We start from the raw sequence: 16,264 nt of genomic DNA on the forward strand, positions 1-16,264 counted from the left end.
CATAATCAGAAAGGATGTCATAGAATGTCTACAGAAGAAAATAATAAGAAAGATCTGCGCATCAAAAGTAAAGTCTATACGGAGAGTAATATCAAGGCGCCGAACAGGGCGATGCTTCGTGCTGTCGGTTTTACGGATGAAAGCTTTACAAAGCCTCAGATCGGTATCGCAAGTACGTGGGCGGAAGTCACACCATGCAACATCCATCTGAACGAACTTGCTCAGGAGGCGAAGGCCGGAGCCCGGGAAGCGGGCGGAGTCCCGCTCCAGTTCAATACCATCACCGTCTCCGATGGCATCTCCATGGGTACACAAGGTATGCGCTATTCCCTGCCGTCACGTGATCTGATCGCCGATTCCATCGAGACGGTTGTCGGCGCTGAAAATCTGGATGCACTGGTCGCAATCGGGGCATGCGATAAGAATATTCCTGGCTGCGCGATTGCGATTGCCAACGCTGAAGTGCCGGCAGTATTCGTCTACGGTGGCACAATTGCACCAGGGCAGCACCGCGGGGGAGACATCGATCTTGTCAGTGTATTCGAAGGGGTCGGCAAGCTGAATGCCGGTGAAATAGATGACGAGGAACTCAATAAGATTGAATGCAGCGCCTGTCCAGGTGCAGGGGCATGCGGTGGCATGTACACTGCCAATACGATGGCTTCAGCGATGGAGGCGCTTGGACTCAGTCTGCCGGGCAGTGCATCGAATCCGGCTGTATCCGAAGCGAAAGCCAAGGATGTCAAAGCAGCGGGCGAAGCGGTCTACAAGCTGCTTGAAGCGGGCATCTATCCGAAGGATATCATGACGAAGAAAGCATTTGAGAATGCCATCACTGTCGTCATGGCGCTCGGTGGATCGACCAATGCCATCCTTCATATCCTGGCGATTGCACATGCCGCGGAAGTGGATCTGACAATCGACGATTTCAACCGTCTCCAGGAGAAGGTGCCGCATCTTGCCGACCTGAAGCCGAGCGGCCGCTATGTGATGCAGGATCTATACAAGGTGGGCGGCGTCCAGGGTGTCATGAAGATGCTGCTTAAGGAAGGCTATCTCCATGGCGACTGCCTCACGGTGACAGGGAAGACGATTGCAGAAAATCTTGAAGCAGTCGATGATCTGGCTGAAGGTCAGGACGTCATCATGCCATTCGATAATCCAAAGCGTGCAGACGGACCACTCATCGTCCTGAAAGGCAACCTGTCTCCTGTCGGTTCCGTCGCCAAAGTATCCGGCGTCAAAGTATCCCGTCATGTCGGACCAGCGCGTGTCTTCGACAATGAGAAGGATGCGTCGGATGCAGTACTGAACAACAAAATCAATGAAGGCGACGTCCTGGTCATCCGCTACGTCGGACCTAAAGGTGGACCGGGCATGCCGGAGATGCTCTCCATTTCTAGTCTGCTCGTCGGCAAAGGACTGGGCGAAAAGGTCGCACTGCTGACAGATGGACGCTTCTCAGGCGGGACGCATGGTCTTGTTGTCGGCCATATCGCACCGGAAGCACAGAGTGGCGGTCCGATTGCCTTGCTCAAGGAAGGGGACACGGTCACCATCGATTCCACGAAGAAGGAGATATCCTGTGATGTTTCGGAAGAGGAATTCAAAAACCGCCGCAGCCAGTGGCAGGCGCCACCATTGTATAAAAAAGGCGTACTTGGAAAATATGCACACAATGTTACATGTGCTTCCGAGGGCGCTGTAACAGACTATCTGAATAAGTAGCAGCAGCTGCACGGCACTCATGTGCCGTGCATTTTCATGCTCTGATGCCTTATTTCTGCAAAAATCAATAAAAAACTTAATTTTTTCTAAACGTTGACATGACAACATTGTAAACGGTTACATTATCAGAAATATTAGATAATTTAAATAAATTCATAAATCAACGGTTGATTTATCGTTTCATTCGTTATAAGATTACTGTCAATATCACGTATCAGAAATATCTGATAACTAAAACGACGATGGGAACGTAGAGGAAAGATGGAGCGATTACCAGAGACCCGGGACATGCTGGAAACCGGGATCGACACTTTCTTCTATCTCGACCCAGAGTGCCGGATTGAAAGTTCCTTGAGTAGGTTCGGCCGGGTGTACACCACCCGTTACCAAAACGGACTTTATATAAAGTCCATAAGGCATGCTTCGCAAGAAGGATGTAAAACTGGGTGGTACCGTGAAACAGCTCTTTTCGCCCCATGATATGCCTGCAGTCTGATCTGCGGGTGGCTTGTGGGAGAGAAGGGCTGTTTTTTATTTCAGTGGCCGAACCGATGAATTATTTGAAGATCTATTAAGGAGGTAAGTGGTAATGAAAACACAAACTGAAACGCACACACAACCGGTTGAACAGAAGCTCCGAACTGGCGCCGATCTTTTTGTCCAGTCACTTGTTGAGGAGAAAGTGGATACCGTATTCGGTTATCCGGGTGGTGCAGTGCTGCCGATCTACGATGCCCTCTACCGGGCGGAGGCACCGTTTCAGCATATTCTATGCAGACATGAACAGGGCCTCATCCATGCTGCAGAAGGATACGCCAGGGTGACAGGAAAACCTGGTGTGGTCATTGCCACTTCAGGACCAGGCGCGACAAACCTGATCACAGGCATCACTGATGCCATGATGGATTCGCTCCCAGTCGTCGTATTCACCGGCCAGGTATCCACAGCAGTCATCGGCTCCGACGCTTTCCAGGAAGCGGATGTCATCGGTCTGACAACACCGATCACAAAGCATAACTATCAGGTGACGGATATCAAGGACCTGCCGCGCATCATCAAGGCGGCGTTCCACATCGCAACTACAGGTCGGCCAGGGCCGGTCGTCGTGGATATCCCTAAAAATATCGCCCAGGAGATCACAGATCGGACTTTCGACACATCGTTCAGCCTTCCGGGCTACCAGCCGACAATCAAACCGAATCCGCTGCAGATCAGAAGGCTGGCTGAAGCGCTGGCCAAAGCGGAAAGGCCGGTACTGCTTGCAGGTGCAGGTGTCCATTTTGCAGATGCCTCAGAAGAGCTGGTTGCCTTCGCTGAAAAATACGAATTACCGGTCACAACGACACTGCTTGGCCTTGGCAGCTTCCCTGGTGGCCATGAACAGGCGCTCGGCATGGCAGGCATGCACGGCTCCTACAGTGCCAACATGGCAATCTATGAAGCGGACCTGCTCATCAATATCGGTGCACGATTCGATGACCGCCTGACAGGTGCCATCCAGCATTTCGCGCCGGAAGCCACTGTTGCCCATATCGATATCGACCCGGCTGAGATCGGCAAGAACATCGAAACGAAGATTCCGGTTGTTGCAGATGCCAAGGAGGCACTGAACGGACTGCTCGAGATAGACATCGAATGCATCGACCATTCCGGCTGGACCGAACAGGCGATGTACAACAAGGAGCACTACCCGTTCTGGTTCGAGCGTTCCGATGATCTCATCTCGCCGCAATGGTTGATCGAAGCGATATACCGTGAAACGGACGGACATGCGATTGTAACGACCGATGTCGGCCAGCACCAGATGTGGGCCGCACAGTTCTACCAGTTCGACAAGCCGCACAAATGGGTCACATCCGGCGGACTCGGCACAATGGGATTCGGATTGCCGTCAGCCATCGGTGCACAGCTTGGACGGCCGCAGGAGACGGTGGTCGCCATCGTCGGTGACGGCGGCTTCCAGATGACGATGCAGGAAATGGCGGTGCTGAAGCAGTACAACCTTCCGGTCAAGGTCATCATCGTCAACAATGAGGCACTCGGCATGGTACGCCAGTGGCAGGAGAAATTCTACGAGGAGCGCTACTCCTCCTCACTGATGACCGAGAACCCGGACTTCATCAAACTCGCTGAAGGATTCGGCGTCAAAGGGATACAGGTTTCAAAGGAAATGGATGTCCCACGGGCCATCAAGGAAGTCTTTTCTCATGACGGACCGGTACTGCTCGACGCCAGAGTCCAGAAGCTCGATAAGGTGTTCCCGATGGTCGCGCCGGGCAAAGGGAACCACGAAATGATAGGAGTGAAACGATGCGAAGAATAATCACTGCCACCGTACAGAACTCGAGCGGTGTACTGAACCGGATTACCGGGATGCTGTCAAAGCGGGCGTTCAATATCGAGAGCATTACAGTCGGTACCACCGAAGTGGAGGGCGTATCCAAAATGACTTTCGTCGTCGAAATATCCGATACGAACAAAATCGAACAGCTGACAAAGCAGCTGAACAAGCAGATCGATGTGCTGAAGGTCAACGACATTACCGACAAGGCCATCGTGCAGAGGGAACTGGCACTGATAAAAGTGGCCAGCACCAGTGCCTCGAGGGCTGAAATACAGGGTGTCATCGAACCATTCAGAGCGCGTGTACTGGATGTTTCAAGAGACAGCCTCGTCATCGAAGTGACAGGCAAGCCGGATAAGATCGAGGCACTCATCGACCTGCTCCAGCCATATGGCATCAAAGACATGACGCGTACAGGGGTGACCGCTTTCCCAAGAGGAAAGCAGCCCAGGCAGATCCAGGAATTCACAATGAGCATCTAGTAATAAAAATATAAAAATAAATCATACACATGAGAGGAAGATCATAATGACTAAAGTATTCTATGACAAGGACATCAACAAAGAGGTACTCCAAGGAAAGAAGATCGCAATCGTCGGCTATGGCTCACAAGGACATGCACACGCACAGAACTTGAGAGACAGCGGACATGATGTTGTTGTCGGACTCAGACCAGGCAAATCCCACGACAAGGCCAAGGAAGACGGCTTCGATACAAAACCTGTTGCAGAAGCAGTCGCAGAAGCGGATGTCACTATGATCCTCCTGCCGGATGAAAACCAGCCGAAAGTATATGAGGAGAGCATCAGGGATAATATGAAGCCGGGCAGTGCACTCGCTTTCGCCCACGGTTTCAATATCCACTTCAACCAGGTTGTACCAAGAGAAGATGTCGATGTCTTCCTTGTAGCACCTAAAGGACCTGGTCACCTGGTCAGAAGAACTTTCGAAGAAGAAGCGGGCGTCCCGGCGCTCTACGGTGTGTTCCAGGATGTATCGGGCAATGCGGCAGACGTGGCGATGGCATATGCTGCAGGCATCGGTTCAGCGAGAGCCGGTGTACTTGAAACATCATTCCAGGAAGAGACCGAAACGGATCTGTTTGGTGAACAGGCAGTTCTTTGCGGCGGGCTGACAAGCCTCGTCAAAGCAGGATTCGAAACATTGACTGAAGCAGGGTACCAGCCTGAAGTGGCATACTTCGAATGTCTCCATGAAATGAAACTCATCGTCGACCTCATGTATGAAGGCGGCATGGAGAACATGAGGTATTCCATCTCCGATACTGCACAATGGGGTGACTTCGTATCCGGACCACGCGTCGTCAATGAAGAAACAAAAGCACGCATGAAGGATGTGCTGACGGAAATCCAGAATGGCCAGTTCGCCAAAGGCTGGATCCTTGAGAACCAGGCTGGCCGTCCACAGTTCAATGCAATCAACAATAACGAGTACAACCATCCGATCACTAAAGTCGGACAGGACCTGCGTGACCTGATGCCATTCGTCAAACAGCCTGTCAATGACAAAAAGAAAGAAGGGAAGGCCCATGTCACGAATTAGAATTTTCGATACGACACTGCGGGATGGTGAACAGTCCCCGGGTGTGAACCTGAACAAGATGGAGAAGCTTGAAATTGCAAAACAGCTTGAACGGCTCGGTGTAGATGTCATGGAAGCCGGTTTTCCCGCAGCATCGGAAGGTGATTTCCAGGCAGTCAAGCTGATTGCGGATACCGTCAGAAATGTATCCGTCACAGCACTTGCCCGGACACGCAAGGAAGATATCGACCGGGCCTATGAGGCACTTAAAAATACGCCGCATCCAAGAATCCATGTGTTTCTCGCAACGTCACCCATCCATATGACATACAAGCTCAAGATGACACCTGAACAGGTGACGGCACAGTCGGTGGAGATGGTGAAATACGCCAAGCAGAGCTTCCCGGAAGTCGAGTGGTCTGCTGAAGATGCGACCCGTTCCGAATGGCCTTTCCTCGCCGAACTGATCGAGCAGGTCATTGACGCAGGCGCGACGGTCATCAATCTGCCGGATACGGTCGGCTACACGACACCAAAAGAGTACGGAAACATGTTCAGGTATATGAAGGAGAATGTACCGAACATCGATCGTGTCGATCTTTCATGCCATTGTCATAACGATCTCGGTATGGCGGCAGCCAACACGATGGCGGCCATAGAAAATGGGGCCACCCAGGTCGAGGGCACAATCAATGGCATCGGTGAGCGTGCAGGCAACGTGGCATTAGAAGAAGTGGCAGTGGCACTGAAGATCCGTGGCGACCGCTACGGTTACGAAACAGGACTGAAGCTGAATGAAATCAAACGCTCCAGCGATCTGGTCGCGAAACTGACCGGAATGTATGTTCAGGCCAACAAGGCCATTGTCGGCCGCAATGCCTATGCACATGAATCCGGCATCCACCAGGATGGTGTGCTGAAGAATGCAGAGACGTATGAAATCATCACACCTGAACTGGTCGGTGTCTCATCCAATACACTATTCATGGGCAAGCACTCGGGACGTCACGCCTTCAAGGACAAGATCAACGCCTTTGGTGTCGAGATGACTGAGGAAGAGATCAGGACAGCTTTCAAAAACTTCAAGACGCTGACAGATCATAAGCGTGAAGTGACGGATGATGACATCTATACACTGATCATGGAAGTCAAGACGGAACAGTCGTCAATCGAGAAGTATACGCTTGAAACTTTCCAGGTCAACTATGGTACACAGAACATCACGACAGCAACCGTGTCGCTGAATACGCCGTCCGGTGAAACCATCCAGACGGCAGCAACGGGAAACGGCAGCGTCGAGGCGCTCTACCGGACCATCTCGGAACTGATCGACTACGATCAGAAGCTGCTCGACTACCAGATCAATTCGGTCGGAGGCGGCAAGGATGCGCTGGCCGAGTCGCACGTCCAGCTGTCGGTTGAAGGTGAAGCGGTCAACGGACGGGGCACAGCGCAGGATGTCATCGAAGCATCCGCCAACGCCTACATCAACGCGGTCAATCGTTATATTTTGAAAACACAGGCGAACAAGGAAGAAGTCGTCAACGGATAAAAAAAGAAGTGGAGGCGTTCGAGATGAGGAAAGAAGTAGTTCTACTACCTGGTGACGGAGTCGGTCAGGAGATCATGAAAGGTGCCAGGACAGTACTGGAAACTGTGGCGAGTGAATACGACCATGAATTTGTATTTCATGAGCATGCCATCGGCGGCGATGCCATCGACCGCTATGGCGTACCGCTGCCGGATGACACAGTGAAGGCATGCGAAGCGGCAGATGCGGTGCTGCTCGGTGCAGTCGGTGGTCCGAAGTGGGATGATATGCCCGCTGACAAGCGCCCGGAAAAAGGGCTGCTCGGCATCCGCAAAAGACTCGGACTTTTTGCCAACCTGCGGCCTGTCCAGGGATTTGGTCCACTTGTCCATGCGTCTCCACTCAAGACCGAACTGGTTGATGGATGCGATATCCTCATCGTCCGTGAACTGACCGGCGGCCTTTATTTCGGTGAACCGAGCGGCCGCAGTGAAGATGGGCAGTCGGTAGTGGATACACTGTCCTACACGCGTGAAGAGATTGAACGTATTGTGGAGAAGGGCTTCGAGGCTGCGCAGATGAGAAGCGGGCATCTGACATCCGTCGATAAGGCGAATGTACTCGAATCCAGTCGCATGTGGCGGGAAGTCGTCAATGAAAAGGCGGCGGACTACCCGGATGTGACAGTGGAACACCAGCTGGTCGATTCTGCAGCGATGAAGCTCATCACCAACCCGAAGCATTTCGATGTCATTGTTACCGAGAACCTTTTCGGTGATATTCTGAGTGATGAAGCATCGGTGCTCACCGGCTCGCTCGGCATGCTGCCTTCAGCAAGTGTCCGGACAGATGGAGTCGGACTCTATGAACCGGTCCACGGGTCTGCCCCGGATATTGCAGGTCAGGGCATCGTCAATCCGCTCGGTATGATCCTCTCCACTGCCATGATGCTGAAGTATTCATTCGGTATGGAGAAGGAAGCCGAAGAGATTGAGCGCGCGGTCAGCCAGACTCTCGCTGACGGGTATCATACCCGCGATCTCGATGTAGAAGGTGGCAAAGTCGTCGATACAGAAGGTATAATCGGCAAAGTCATTGATCATCTCTCCACAGAAAGCATTTCAAATTCAATCTGCAGTTCTTATATGTAAGGAAAAGGTGTGTAGAATATGGGAAAAGGAAAAACGGTAATTGAAAAGATATGGGAAACCCACGTTGTTCATAGTGAACCGGAAAAACCGGATCTGATCTACATAGATCAGCATCTCGTTCACGAAGTGACATCTCCACAGGCATTCGAAGGCCTCAGGCTCAATAACCGCAAGGTGCGGCGCCCGGACTTGACATATGCCACGATGGACCACAACGTGCCGACGGCCAACCGGGAAGTGATCAAGGATGAAATTTCCAGAACGCAGATGGAGACTCTGAGAAGAAACTGTGAGGAATTCGGTATCGAGCTCGCTGATATGCATCATCCGGATCAGGGCATCGTCCACGTCATCGGTCCCCAGCTCGGGCTGACCCAGCCGGGCAGGACAATCGTATGCGGTGACAGCCATACATCTACACATGGTGCTTTCGGGGCGCTGGCATTCGGTATCGGCACAAGCGAAGTGGAGCATGTGCTTGCGACGCAGACACTGATGCAGAGCCGTCCAAAGACGATGAATGTAAAAGTGAACGGCGACCTGCCTGCCGGTGTCACCGCAAAGGATCTGATTCTTGCGATCATCGCCAAATTCGGCGTCAAGTTCGGAACAGGGCATGTCATCGAGTATACGGGCGAAGCGATTCGCAGCCTGTCGATGGAAGGCCGCATGACAGTGTGCAACATGTCCATCGAGGGCGGTGCCCGTGCGGGTCTGATCAGTCCGGATGAAACGACTGTCGAATTCCTGCGGGGCAGGGAATACGTGCCTGAAGGTGAAGCATTTGAACAAAAGACCAAGGAGTGGCTGTCACTCGCTTCCGATCGGGATGCATCCTATGATATGACACTGGAAATCGATGCCCAGGAAGTCGAGCCTCAGGTCTCCTGGGGAACGAATCCGAGCATGGTTGTGCCGGTCAGTGGACACACACCTTCCATTGATGATGTTGAAAATAAGGATGAAGTCCGGCGTGCCCTCGAGTACATGGGACTTCAGGAGAATCAGCCGATCACTTCGATCGAAGTCGATCACGTATTCATCGGTTCCTGTACAAACTCAAGACTGCCAGACCTGGTCAATGCAGCCAATATCGTCAAAGGCCATAAGGTGAAGCAGGGCGTCCGTGCCATCGTTGTACCGGGTTCATTCAGTGTCAAGCTACAGGCTGAAGAACTCGGTATAGACCAGGTATTCAAAGATGCCGGATTCGAATGGCGCGAGTCGGGATGCAGCATGTGCCTCGCGATGAATGACGATGTCGTACCGGCTGGCGGACGCTGCGCTTCCACTTCCAACCGCAATTTTGAAGGCCGCCAGGGCAGCGGGGCACGAACACACCTTGTCAGCCCTGAAATGGCAGCCGTTGCAGCGATTGAAGGCAACTTCATGGACGTCAGAAAATTTCAGACCGGTGTGCTGAGCTAGGAGGAATTCATATGGAAGCAATCAAAGAACATACAGGTAAAGTTTTCCCACTCGACCGCAGTAATGTGGACACGGACCAGATCATCCCGAAGCAGTTCCTGAAACGTGTAGAACGGACAGGCTTCGGCCAATTCGTCTTCTATAACTGGCGTTTTGATGATGATGGCAATACAAAATCCAACTTCGAGCTGGACAGTGACAAGTACAAGGATGCATCCATTCTGGTTGCCGGTGAGAACTTCGGCTGCGGTTCCTCCAGGGAACACGCGCCATGGGCATTGCTTGATTTCGGCTTCAAGGTCATCATCGCTCCAAGTTTTGCCGACATATTCTACAACAATGCCTTCAAGAACGGCATCATCCTGATCAAGGCGGATGAGACGCAGATAGAGGAATGGATGGCACAGGCTAAGGATGGCACATTCCATCCGCATGTCGACCTTGTGAACCAGACAATTTCCGATGGAGAAAAGCAGGTGCCGTTCGACATCCCTTCGTATCATAAGGAAAAGCTTCTGAATGGCTGGGATGATATTGCACTGACACTGCTGCTTGACGACAAGATCAAGGCATACGAAGAGAAGCAGGCTGCCAGAGTCTGACTGCTTCATTAATAATGGGATCAATCATAAAAATAGATGATGTCCAACTAAAATTATCGAGGAGTGTGACCGCATGGGGATTTCCTGACTGGTGGATTAGTCCACGACGCCTGGGGGCGTCTGGATCATATTGTCCATCACACAACGTTACGTACGTCAGCTACAACGAATAAGCGCACACAGAAAAATGTCTACTTTAAAATGGAGAACCAGCAGAAGACAGGTGCTTTCAAATTCAGAGGTGCCAGCTATAAGCTGATGCGTCTGACGGACGAGCAGCTTGCCTGTGGTGTGATCACGGCTTCCGCCGGCAATCATGCCCAGGGGCTCGCGCTGGCTGCCTACAAGCTTGGTGTGAAAGCAACAATCTACATGGCAGAGTCCACGCCGGACGCCAAGGTGGAGGCGACGAGAGGATATGGTGCCGAGGTCGTTCTGATAGGAGAAAGTTTCCAGGAGGCCTATGAAGCATCAGTGGAGCATCAGAAGAAATGCGGTGCGACCTACGTCCATCCTTTCGATGACTACGACATCATGGCAGGACAGGGAACGATTGCACTCGAGCTTCTGGAACAGGAAAGCAGAATCGATACCATCATGGTACCAATCGGTGGTGGCGGACTTATCAGTGGTATTGCAGTCGCTGCCAAATCCGTAAAACCGAATATCAGAGTGATCGGTGTGCAGGCAGCATCTGCTGCAGCAACACATACCGCCTATCATGAAGGTGCCGTGAAAAAGCTGGACAAGGTCTCCACGATTGCGGAAGGAATTGCTGTAAAGCAGCCGGGGGAAAAGACGCTCCCGATCATCAGACATTATGTTGATGATATCATCACAGTGAGTGAAGCGGAAATTGCCCATGCCATCATCTATATGCTCGAGCGCGGCAAGACACTGGTCGAAGGTGCTGGTGCAGCAGGGCTGGCAGGGCTGTTGTCGCATAATGACAAGATCGATTCCAGACATTGTGGCGTAATCGTCAGTGGCGGGAATCTGGATATCAGCAAGCTCTCTCATATCCAGGCGCTGGCCAGGCAGCTGAAGCCCGAAGTTTCACACAAGGCCCTCGTATTGTAGATCGGATCTGAAGTGATTTCTGAATACAACCAAACAAGCCGTCATCCTGAGATGACGGGTTGTTTTTTCTGGATGATGGGGTCTGTGTGGTTCATACATTGAAAAGTATACGAAATACTGATTCTAGTACAGACGAACCAGTTCCTGCAGAACTGCTTCCAGTTCATAGATGAATACATTATCATTATCCAGTATGCTGTTTGATGGCAGGTAGCTTTTCCCGATGAGGAGCTCTGCATTTTTCTGGTTCTTCAGTTTGACAAGTGCTGCTTTAAGATCGTCATCACTCAGATCTTTGAGCGGCGCCTTCTCAGGCTTCATATGGTTCATGGAAAAGACATAGTTATCCGGCATCGACTGTATCTGGTCGATCCGATCGAGCCACTTGTCTGCAACTGCAGTCTTGTCGGCTGTCTCGTATATGACGCCATACATGCAGAAGGCGTGGTCGCCAAACAGTCCGATCTGGAAATGGGGCAGCATCTTATAGCCCCTCGGATTGGTACTGAAGCTCACCCAAGTGTCATCGGGCGGGTTGACCGTGCGTCTTGCGTGCTGAGCCACATGGGCATAATGCTGATCACCGGTTATTTCAGTCAGGTAATCGCTGAAGTGTTCACCGAGCTTGACCAGCTTTGGGCGGATGTTCTTTTTCAGTTCGGTCATTCGCGGTTCAAGACCCTCAATATCAAATACTTTAAAATCATCATTGGTAAAACGGTAATCAGGCATTTTACTACTCCTTTCAGGTCATTACTTATATGATAGAATAAGTAGTGTTGTCAATCAATTATTTGGAGTGGATGGAATGGAAATATACGAATTTGGACAACGTCTGATCAAAGAAGCAGGAGAATTTGTCCGACAGCGCATGCTGGAGGATTTCCGTGTGGATTCCAAATTGAATCCGAACGACCTTGTAACGGACGTAGACCGCGAAACAGAAACCTTCATATACGACCGTATAAATGAAATGTACCCGGACCATCACATCATTGGAGAAGAAGGGCATGGTACAGAAATTGATGATGCCTCGGGCGTCCTATGGATAGTGGACCCAATCGACGGTACGTTGAATTTCGTGCATCAGCTCCAGAACTTCGCCATTTCCATTGGTGTCTATATCGATGGGGAAAAGCATTGTGGCCTGATTCTCGATGTGATGAACGATACGCTCTATCATGCCCAGTCGGGCAAAGGTGCATACATGGATGATAGGCGCCTTGAACCAATCGGCAGCACTGAACTTGCCACGTCTCTCGTCAGTCTCAATCCGAACTGGGTGATCAAGGAAAGAATCGGTTCCGCATTCGCGGGAGTGGTGAAGGATGCCCGCAGCACCCGTTCATATGGCTCCGCGGCACTCGATCTGGCGTACACTGCAACAGGCATCGTCAGCGCAACGCTTTTCTTCCGTCTCCATCCATGGGACTATGCCGCTGGCATGATCATCATCGATGAAGTCGGGGGCAGAACGACGAATCTGCTCGGCGAAGAAATAGATATACTTCATAAGGATAGTATTCTGGCTGGAAATCGGGCATTGCATGGAGAACTTGTACAGTACTTTGCAGATGATGAAGCATTCATCGAGGCCCATAGGCACGTTCACGGTGAGAAGAAGTAGATTCTCTTACGATGTTCAAGTCTTCTGAAGTTGGCGTGTATGATCTTCTGCAGTGTGTATTCGGAGACGGCCAGCTTCAGATGATCCATAATATCGCGTCTTTTATAAATATCACCCGGATAGAGGAGATCAAGCCTTGTAAAGTAGTCGGCGGCAATCCGCTGGACCGACTCCACCTGACCGCATCGGCCGCACTTCCCGATGCTGCCGCCGATGGCCTGCCAGTCGAAAGCATGGCATCGCCTGCATTTGATGCCGCGGCGGATATTGCGCGTAACGATGGGCAGGGGCACCCGCGCCTTCAGCATCATGTCGAGGCGGGGTGATGGTTCTTTTTTCTGATCACCGCAGAGTGTTCAATGGCTTTCAGGTAGTAGGGAAGATTCTGTTCTTCAAGAAACAGGTCGGAACGTTTTCCCTTCATCCTGAAGGCTTTGTTCATCATGACGTACTTGAGTATGATGGGGCGCTGATACTTGCCTTCGTCGATGAGCTGCTCTCTGAACATATCGAAAAGCTGTCTGCTGCGATTGAGGTCAAGCACAGCTTCGTGCGACATATTGCACAGGATGTTGAAGGGGTTGATGTAGTATTCTCCTTCCAGGTCATGGAGCACGAACAGGTAGTAGCAGTAGTCGGTGACGATGAGTACATTGACGATCTCCATCCTCTTATCAACAAGGATTTCGGCATGCCAGTGGATGAACATGTTGCTCGTCTTTATTTTCATCAAGTACTGTTCGAACCGGGCTTCAAGCTTCTCCATCCGCTGCATCGCTTCGTATTCAATCACTTCACTTTCTGAAAATGGCAGTCTATTATACAGGAATTCATATACTTTCAGTCGGTCCGGCTTATCTCTCATGGCATTGCCCCCTCTGTTATGATGGCTTAATTGTTCAGCATGGGGCGATTCTGGTCAAAGTACGGATTCAAGAAAATTGCCATGAAAAAACAGGACAAATGGGGAAACTGAACCAGGTTCAGTCATTTGTCCTGCAGGGTAAAGACGAAATATCAAAAAATGCAGTGCCTACAGCCATCCATTTTCGCGGTATTTCTTTTTCAGGGTGAAACCGACACCGAAAATGGCTATGAAGACGACTACGGTCAGTATGGCCGCAAGCGGCATCGCCTCTGCAATGAAAACGGAGAAGGCAATCATCATCAGTACAGCCATTACAGCGAGTAGAGCAAAGATGGCTTTGGATTTCGTTTGTTCCATAAGCGATCGTCCTTTCGATGTATATTGCCGCCATTATACCATATATCACGCGTCATTACAGCTGTACGGAATATTACATAGTGGAAAAACACACGGGTTCCATGTTATAATAATTAGGTTGTGAAGTAACGAATCTAAACATGAAGGGAAAGACCTATGAATTTAAGAGATGATATACGGAATATTGCAATCATAGCGCACGTTGACCATGGGAAGACGACACTGGTGGACGAACTGCTTAAGCAATCTGGTATTTTTAGAGAAAATGAGCATGTCGAAGAACGTGCAATGGATTCGAATGATATTGAACGTGAGCGGGGCATCACGATTCTTGCGAAAAATACTGCGATCGACTACAAAGATAAAAGAATCAACATCCTCGATACACCTGGACACGCCGACTTCGGTGGTGAAGTTGAACGTATCATGAAACTTGTTGACGGTGTCATCCTCGTTGTGGATGCGTACGAAGGTACGATGCCGCAGACACGTTTCGTCTTGAAGAAGGCACTTGAACAAAATCTCAAACCACTTGTTGTCGTCAACAAGATCGACAAGGATACTGCACGTCCGGAACAGGTCATCGACGAAGTGCTTGAACTCTTCATCGAACTTGATGCCAATGATGAGCAGCTGGAATTCCCGGTGGCATATGCTTCTGCAATCAATGGTACAGCAAGTCTTGAAATGGACCAGCAGGATGAGAACATGCAGTCCATCTTCGATATGATTGTTGAACATGTACCGGCACCTGTAGACAACAGCGACGAGCCGCTCCAGTTCCAGGTCGCACTGCTCGACTACAATGACTACGTCGGCAGAATCGGTATTGGACGTGTCTTCAGAGGGGAAATGAAAGTCGGCCAGCAGGTGTCACTGATCAAAATAGATGGCACAGTGAAAAACTTCAGAGTGACCAAGATTTTCGGTTTCTTCGGACTGAAGCGTCTTGAGATCGAATCCGCCAAAGCAGGTGACCTGATTGCAGTAAGTGGCATGGAGGACATCAACGTCGGCGAAACGGTCACACCGATAGATACACCGGAAGCACTGCCGGTACTGCGCATCGATGAACCGACACTGCAGATGACATTCTCCGTCAACAACTCTCCATTTGCAGGCAAGGAAGGCAAATTTGTCACAGCACGCAAGATTGAAGAAAGACTCGATCAGCAGCTTGAGACCGACGTTTCATTGAAAGTTGAACCGACGGATCAGCCGGATGCCTGGAAAGTATCGGGCAGAGGTGAACTCCATCTGTCCATTCTGATCGAGAATATGAGACGTGAAGGCTTTGAGCTGCAGGTCTCCAAACCTGAAGTTATCGTCAAGGAAGTCGACGGCGTCAAATGTGAACCATATGAGCGCGTTCAGATCGATGTACCTGAAGAAAATACAGGCAGTGTCATCGAATCTCTCGGTCAGCGCAAGGGTGAAATGGTCGATATGGCCAACACCGGCAATGGTCAGACCCGCCTCATCTTCTATGTACCTGCAAGAGGGCTGATCGGCTACCGTACCGAGTTCATGTCCATGACACGCGGCTATGGTATACTGAATCACACATTCGAAGACTATAGACCACTGTTTAAAGGCCGTATCGGCGGCAGACGCAATGGTGTACTCGTCTCAATCGATAAAGGTGCAGCATCCACCTATTCCATTCTTCAGCTTGAAGACCGTGGTGTGAACTTCATGGAACCGGGAACTGAAGTATATGAAGGCATGGTTGTTGGGGAAAACTCGAGAGATAATGACCTTACCGTCAATATCACTAAAGTGAAAGCTGCCAACAACATCCGTTCTGCAACGAAGGAACAGACGACAACAATGAAGAAACCAAGAGCAATGACACTCGAGGAAGCACTTGAGTTCATCAACGAAGACGAACTGGTGGAAGTGACACCGGAATCTGTTCGCATCAGGAAGAAGATTCTTGATAAGAGCGAAAGAGAAAGATCACAGAAGAAAGAAAAGTTTAAACTTGAAGCGGAGTGAATCTAATT

General features: G+C 50.6%; 15 protein-coding genes. 11 read left to right on the plus strand and 4 right to left on the minus strand.

The genetic code is table 11. The features are described 5' to 3' along the window. The first annotated feature begins 24 nt into the window (after positions 1–24). The 9 genes from ilvD (at position 25) to ilvA (ending at position 11,406) form a co-directional block, all read left to right on the plus strand. The gene (ilvD, locus tag FO441_RS02000) at positions 25–1,728 is read left to right on the plus strand and encodes a dihydroxy-acid dehydratase (protein WP_145285038.1); all 1,704 of its coding nucleotides are present in this window, start codon (positions 25–27) and stop codon (positions 1,726–1,728) included. A gap of 589 nt (positions 1,729–2,317) precedes the next feature. Further along, complete coding sequence (gene ilvB, locus FO441_RS02005; protein WP_145285042.1) at positions 2,318–4,051, plus strand: biosynthetic-type acetolactate synthase large subunit; 1,734 nt, start codon at positions 2,318–2,320, stop codon at positions 4,049–4,051. Beyond that, the gene (gene ilvN, locus FO441_RS02010) at positions 4,039–4,554 is read left to right on the plus strand and encodes an acetolactate synthase small subunit (protein ID WP_145285045.1); all 516 of its coding nucleotides are present in this window, start codon (positions 4,039–4,041) and stop codon (positions 4,552–4,554) included. The genes ilvB and ilvN overlap by 13 nt, the downstream gene beginning before the upstream one ends. Positions 4,555–4,600: 46 nt before the next feature. Beyond that, positions 4,601–5,635, plus strand: a complete 1,035-nt coding sequence (gene ilvC / locus FO441_RS02015; protein WP_145285048.1) for a ketol-acid reductoisomerase — start codon at positions 4,601–4,603, stop codon at positions 5,633–5,635. After that, complete coding sequence (locus tag FO441_RS02020) at positions 5,622–7,166, plus strand: 2-isopropylmalate synthase (RefSeq protein ID WP_145285051.1); 1,545 nt, start codon at positions 5,622–5,624, stop codon at positions 7,164–7,166. The genes ilvC and FO441_RS02020 overlap by 14 nt, the downstream gene beginning before the upstream one ends. 23 nt (positions 7,167–7,189) lie before the next feature. Beyond that, positions 7,190–8,296: a 3-isopropylmalate dehydrogenase gene (leuB, locus tag FO441_RS02025; protein WP_145285053.1), complete on the plus strand. Its 1,107-nt coding sequence runs from the start codon at positions 7,190–7,192 to the stop codon at positions 8,294–8,296. Positions 8,297–8,314: 18 nt separating this feature from the next. Continuing rightward, positions 8,315–9,724 carry a 3-isopropylmalate dehydratase large subunit gene (gene leuC, locus FO441_RS02030; RefSeq protein WP_145285056.1) on the plus strand — a complete coding sequence of 470 codons (1,410 nt, stop codon included), beginning with the start codon at positions 8,315–8,317 and terminating at the stop codon, positions 9,722–9,724. 11 nt (positions 9,725–9,735) lie between these two features. Further along, positions 9,736–10,326 carry a 3-isopropylmalate dehydratase small subunit gene (leuD, locus tag FO441_RS02035; protein ID WP_145285059.1) on the plus strand — a complete coding sequence of 197 codons (591 nt, stop codon included), beginning with the start codon at positions 9,736–9,738 and terminating at the stop codon, positions 10,324–10,326. A 120-nt stretch (positions 10,327–10,446) separates the two neighbouring features. Beyond that, positions 10,447–11,406: a threonine ammonia-lyase gene (gene ilvA / locus FO441_RS02040; RefSeq protein ID WP_145285061.1), complete on the plus strand. Its 960-nt coding sequence runs from the start codon at positions 10,447–10,449 to the stop codon at positions 11,404–11,406. 123 nt (positions 11,407–11,529) lie between these two features. On the opposite strand, the gene FO441_RS02045 is transcribed toward ilvA, so the two are convergent. After that, on the minus strand, positions 11,530–12,138 hold the full coding sequence (locus FO441_RS02045) for a YktB family protein (protein WP_145285064.1): 609 nt from the start codon (positions 12,136–12,138) through the stop codon (positions 11,530–11,532). A gap of 76 nt (positions 12,139–12,214) precedes the next feature. Between FO441_RS02045 and FO441_RS02050 the strand changes: the two genes are divergently transcribed. Next, on the plus strand, positions 12,215–13,033 hold the full coding sequence (locus FO441_RS02050) for an inositol monophosphatase family protein (RefSeq protein ID WP_145285067.1): 819 nt from the start codon (positions 12,215–12,217) through the stop codon (positions 13,031–13,033). On the opposite strand, the gene FO441_RS02055 is transcribed toward FO441_RS02050, so the two are convergent. The 3 genes from FO441_RS02055 to FO441_RS02065 all read right to left on the minus strand — a co-directional run bounded on the left by FO441_RS02055 (position 13,015) and on the right by FO441_RS02065 (position 14,258). Then, on the minus strand, positions 13,015–13,326 hold the full coding sequence (locus tag FO441_RS02055) for a hypothetical protein (protein WP_186365447.1): 312 nt from the start codon (positions 13,324–13,326) through the stop codon (positions 13,015–13,017). The two genes, FO441_RS02050 and FO441_RS02055, sit on opposite strands and share 19 nt — an antisense overlap. A gap of 14 nt (positions 13,327–13,340) precedes the next feature. Further along, the gene (locus tag FO441_RS02060; RefSeq protein WP_145285072.1) at positions 13,341–13,898 is read right to left on the minus strand and encodes a hypothetical protein; all 558 of its coding nucleotides are present in this window, start codon (positions 13,896–13,898) and stop codon (positions 13,341–13,343) included. A gap of 168 nt (positions 13,899–14,066) precedes the next feature. Next, positions 14,067–14,258, minus strand: a complete 192-nt coding sequence (locus FO441_RS02065) for a DUF5325 family protein (protein WP_145285075.1) — start codon at positions 14,256–14,258, stop codon at positions 14,067–14,069. A 156-nt stretch (positions 14,259–14,414) separates the two neighbouring features. Between FO441_RS02065 and typA the strand changes: the two genes are divergently transcribed. Continuing rightward, on the plus strand, positions 14,415–16,256 hold the full coding sequence (typA, locus tag FO441_RS02070; RefSeq protein WP_145285078.1) for a translational GTPase TypA: 1,842 nt from the start codon (positions 14,415–14,417) through the stop codon (positions 16,254–16,256). Positions 16,257–16,264 lie beyond the last annotated feature (8 nt).

Origin of the sequence: Salinicoccus cyprini, from assembly GCF_007713705.1 — a bacterium.
GTDB lineage: Bacteria > Bacillota > Bacilli > Staphylococcales > Salinicoccaceae > Salinicoccus > Salinicoccus cyprini.

Coding starts and splice junctions, on each gene's coding strand:
- FO441_RS02065 (WP_145285075.1), bottom strand. CDS start 14,258: ATGGAACAAACGAAATCCAAAGCCATCTTTGCTCTACTCGCTGTAATG.
- leuB (WP_145285053.1), top strand. CDS start 7,190: ATGAGGAAAGAAGTAGTTCTACTACCTGGTGACGGAGTCGGTCAGGAG.
- leuD (WP_145285059.1), top strand. CDS start 9,736: ATGGAAGCAATCAAAGAACATACAGGTAAAGTTTTCCCACTCGACCGC.
- ilvB (WP_145285042.1), top strand. CDS start 2,318: ATGAAAACACAAACTGAAACGCACACACAACCGGTTGAACAGAAGCTC.
- FO441_RS02050 (WP_145285067.1), top strand. CDS start 12,215: ATGGAAATATACGAATTTGGACAACGTCTGATCAAAGAAGCAGGAGAA.
- FO441_RS02020 (WP_145285051.1), top strand. CDS start 5,622: ATGTCACGAATTAGAATTTTCGATACGACACTGCGGGATGGTGAACAG.
- ilvD (WP_145285038.1), top strand. CDS start 25: ATGTCTACAGAAGAAAATAATAAGAAAGATCTGCGCATCAAAAGTAAA.
- FO441_RS02060 (WP_145285072.1), bottom strand. CDS start 13,898: ATGAGAGATAAGCCGGACCGACTGAAAGTATATGAATTCCTGTATAAT.
- typA (WP_145285078.1), top strand. CDS start 14,415: ATGAATTTAAGAGATGATATACGGAATATTGCAATCATAGCGCACGTT.
- ilvN (WP_145285045.1), top strand. CDS start 4,039: ATGCGAAGAATAATCACTGCCACCGTACAGAACTCGAGCGGTGTACTG.
- FO441_RS02045 (WP_145285064.1), bottom strand. CDS start 12,138: ATGCCTGATTACCGTTTTACCAATGATGATTTTAAAGTATTTGATATT.
- ilvC (WP_145285048.1), top strand. CDS start 4,601: ATGACTAAAGTATTCTATGACAAGGACATCAACAAAGAGGTACTCCAA.
- leuC (WP_145285056.1), top strand. CDS start 8,315: ATGGGAAAAGGAAAAACGGTAATTGAAAAGATATGGGAAACCCACGTT.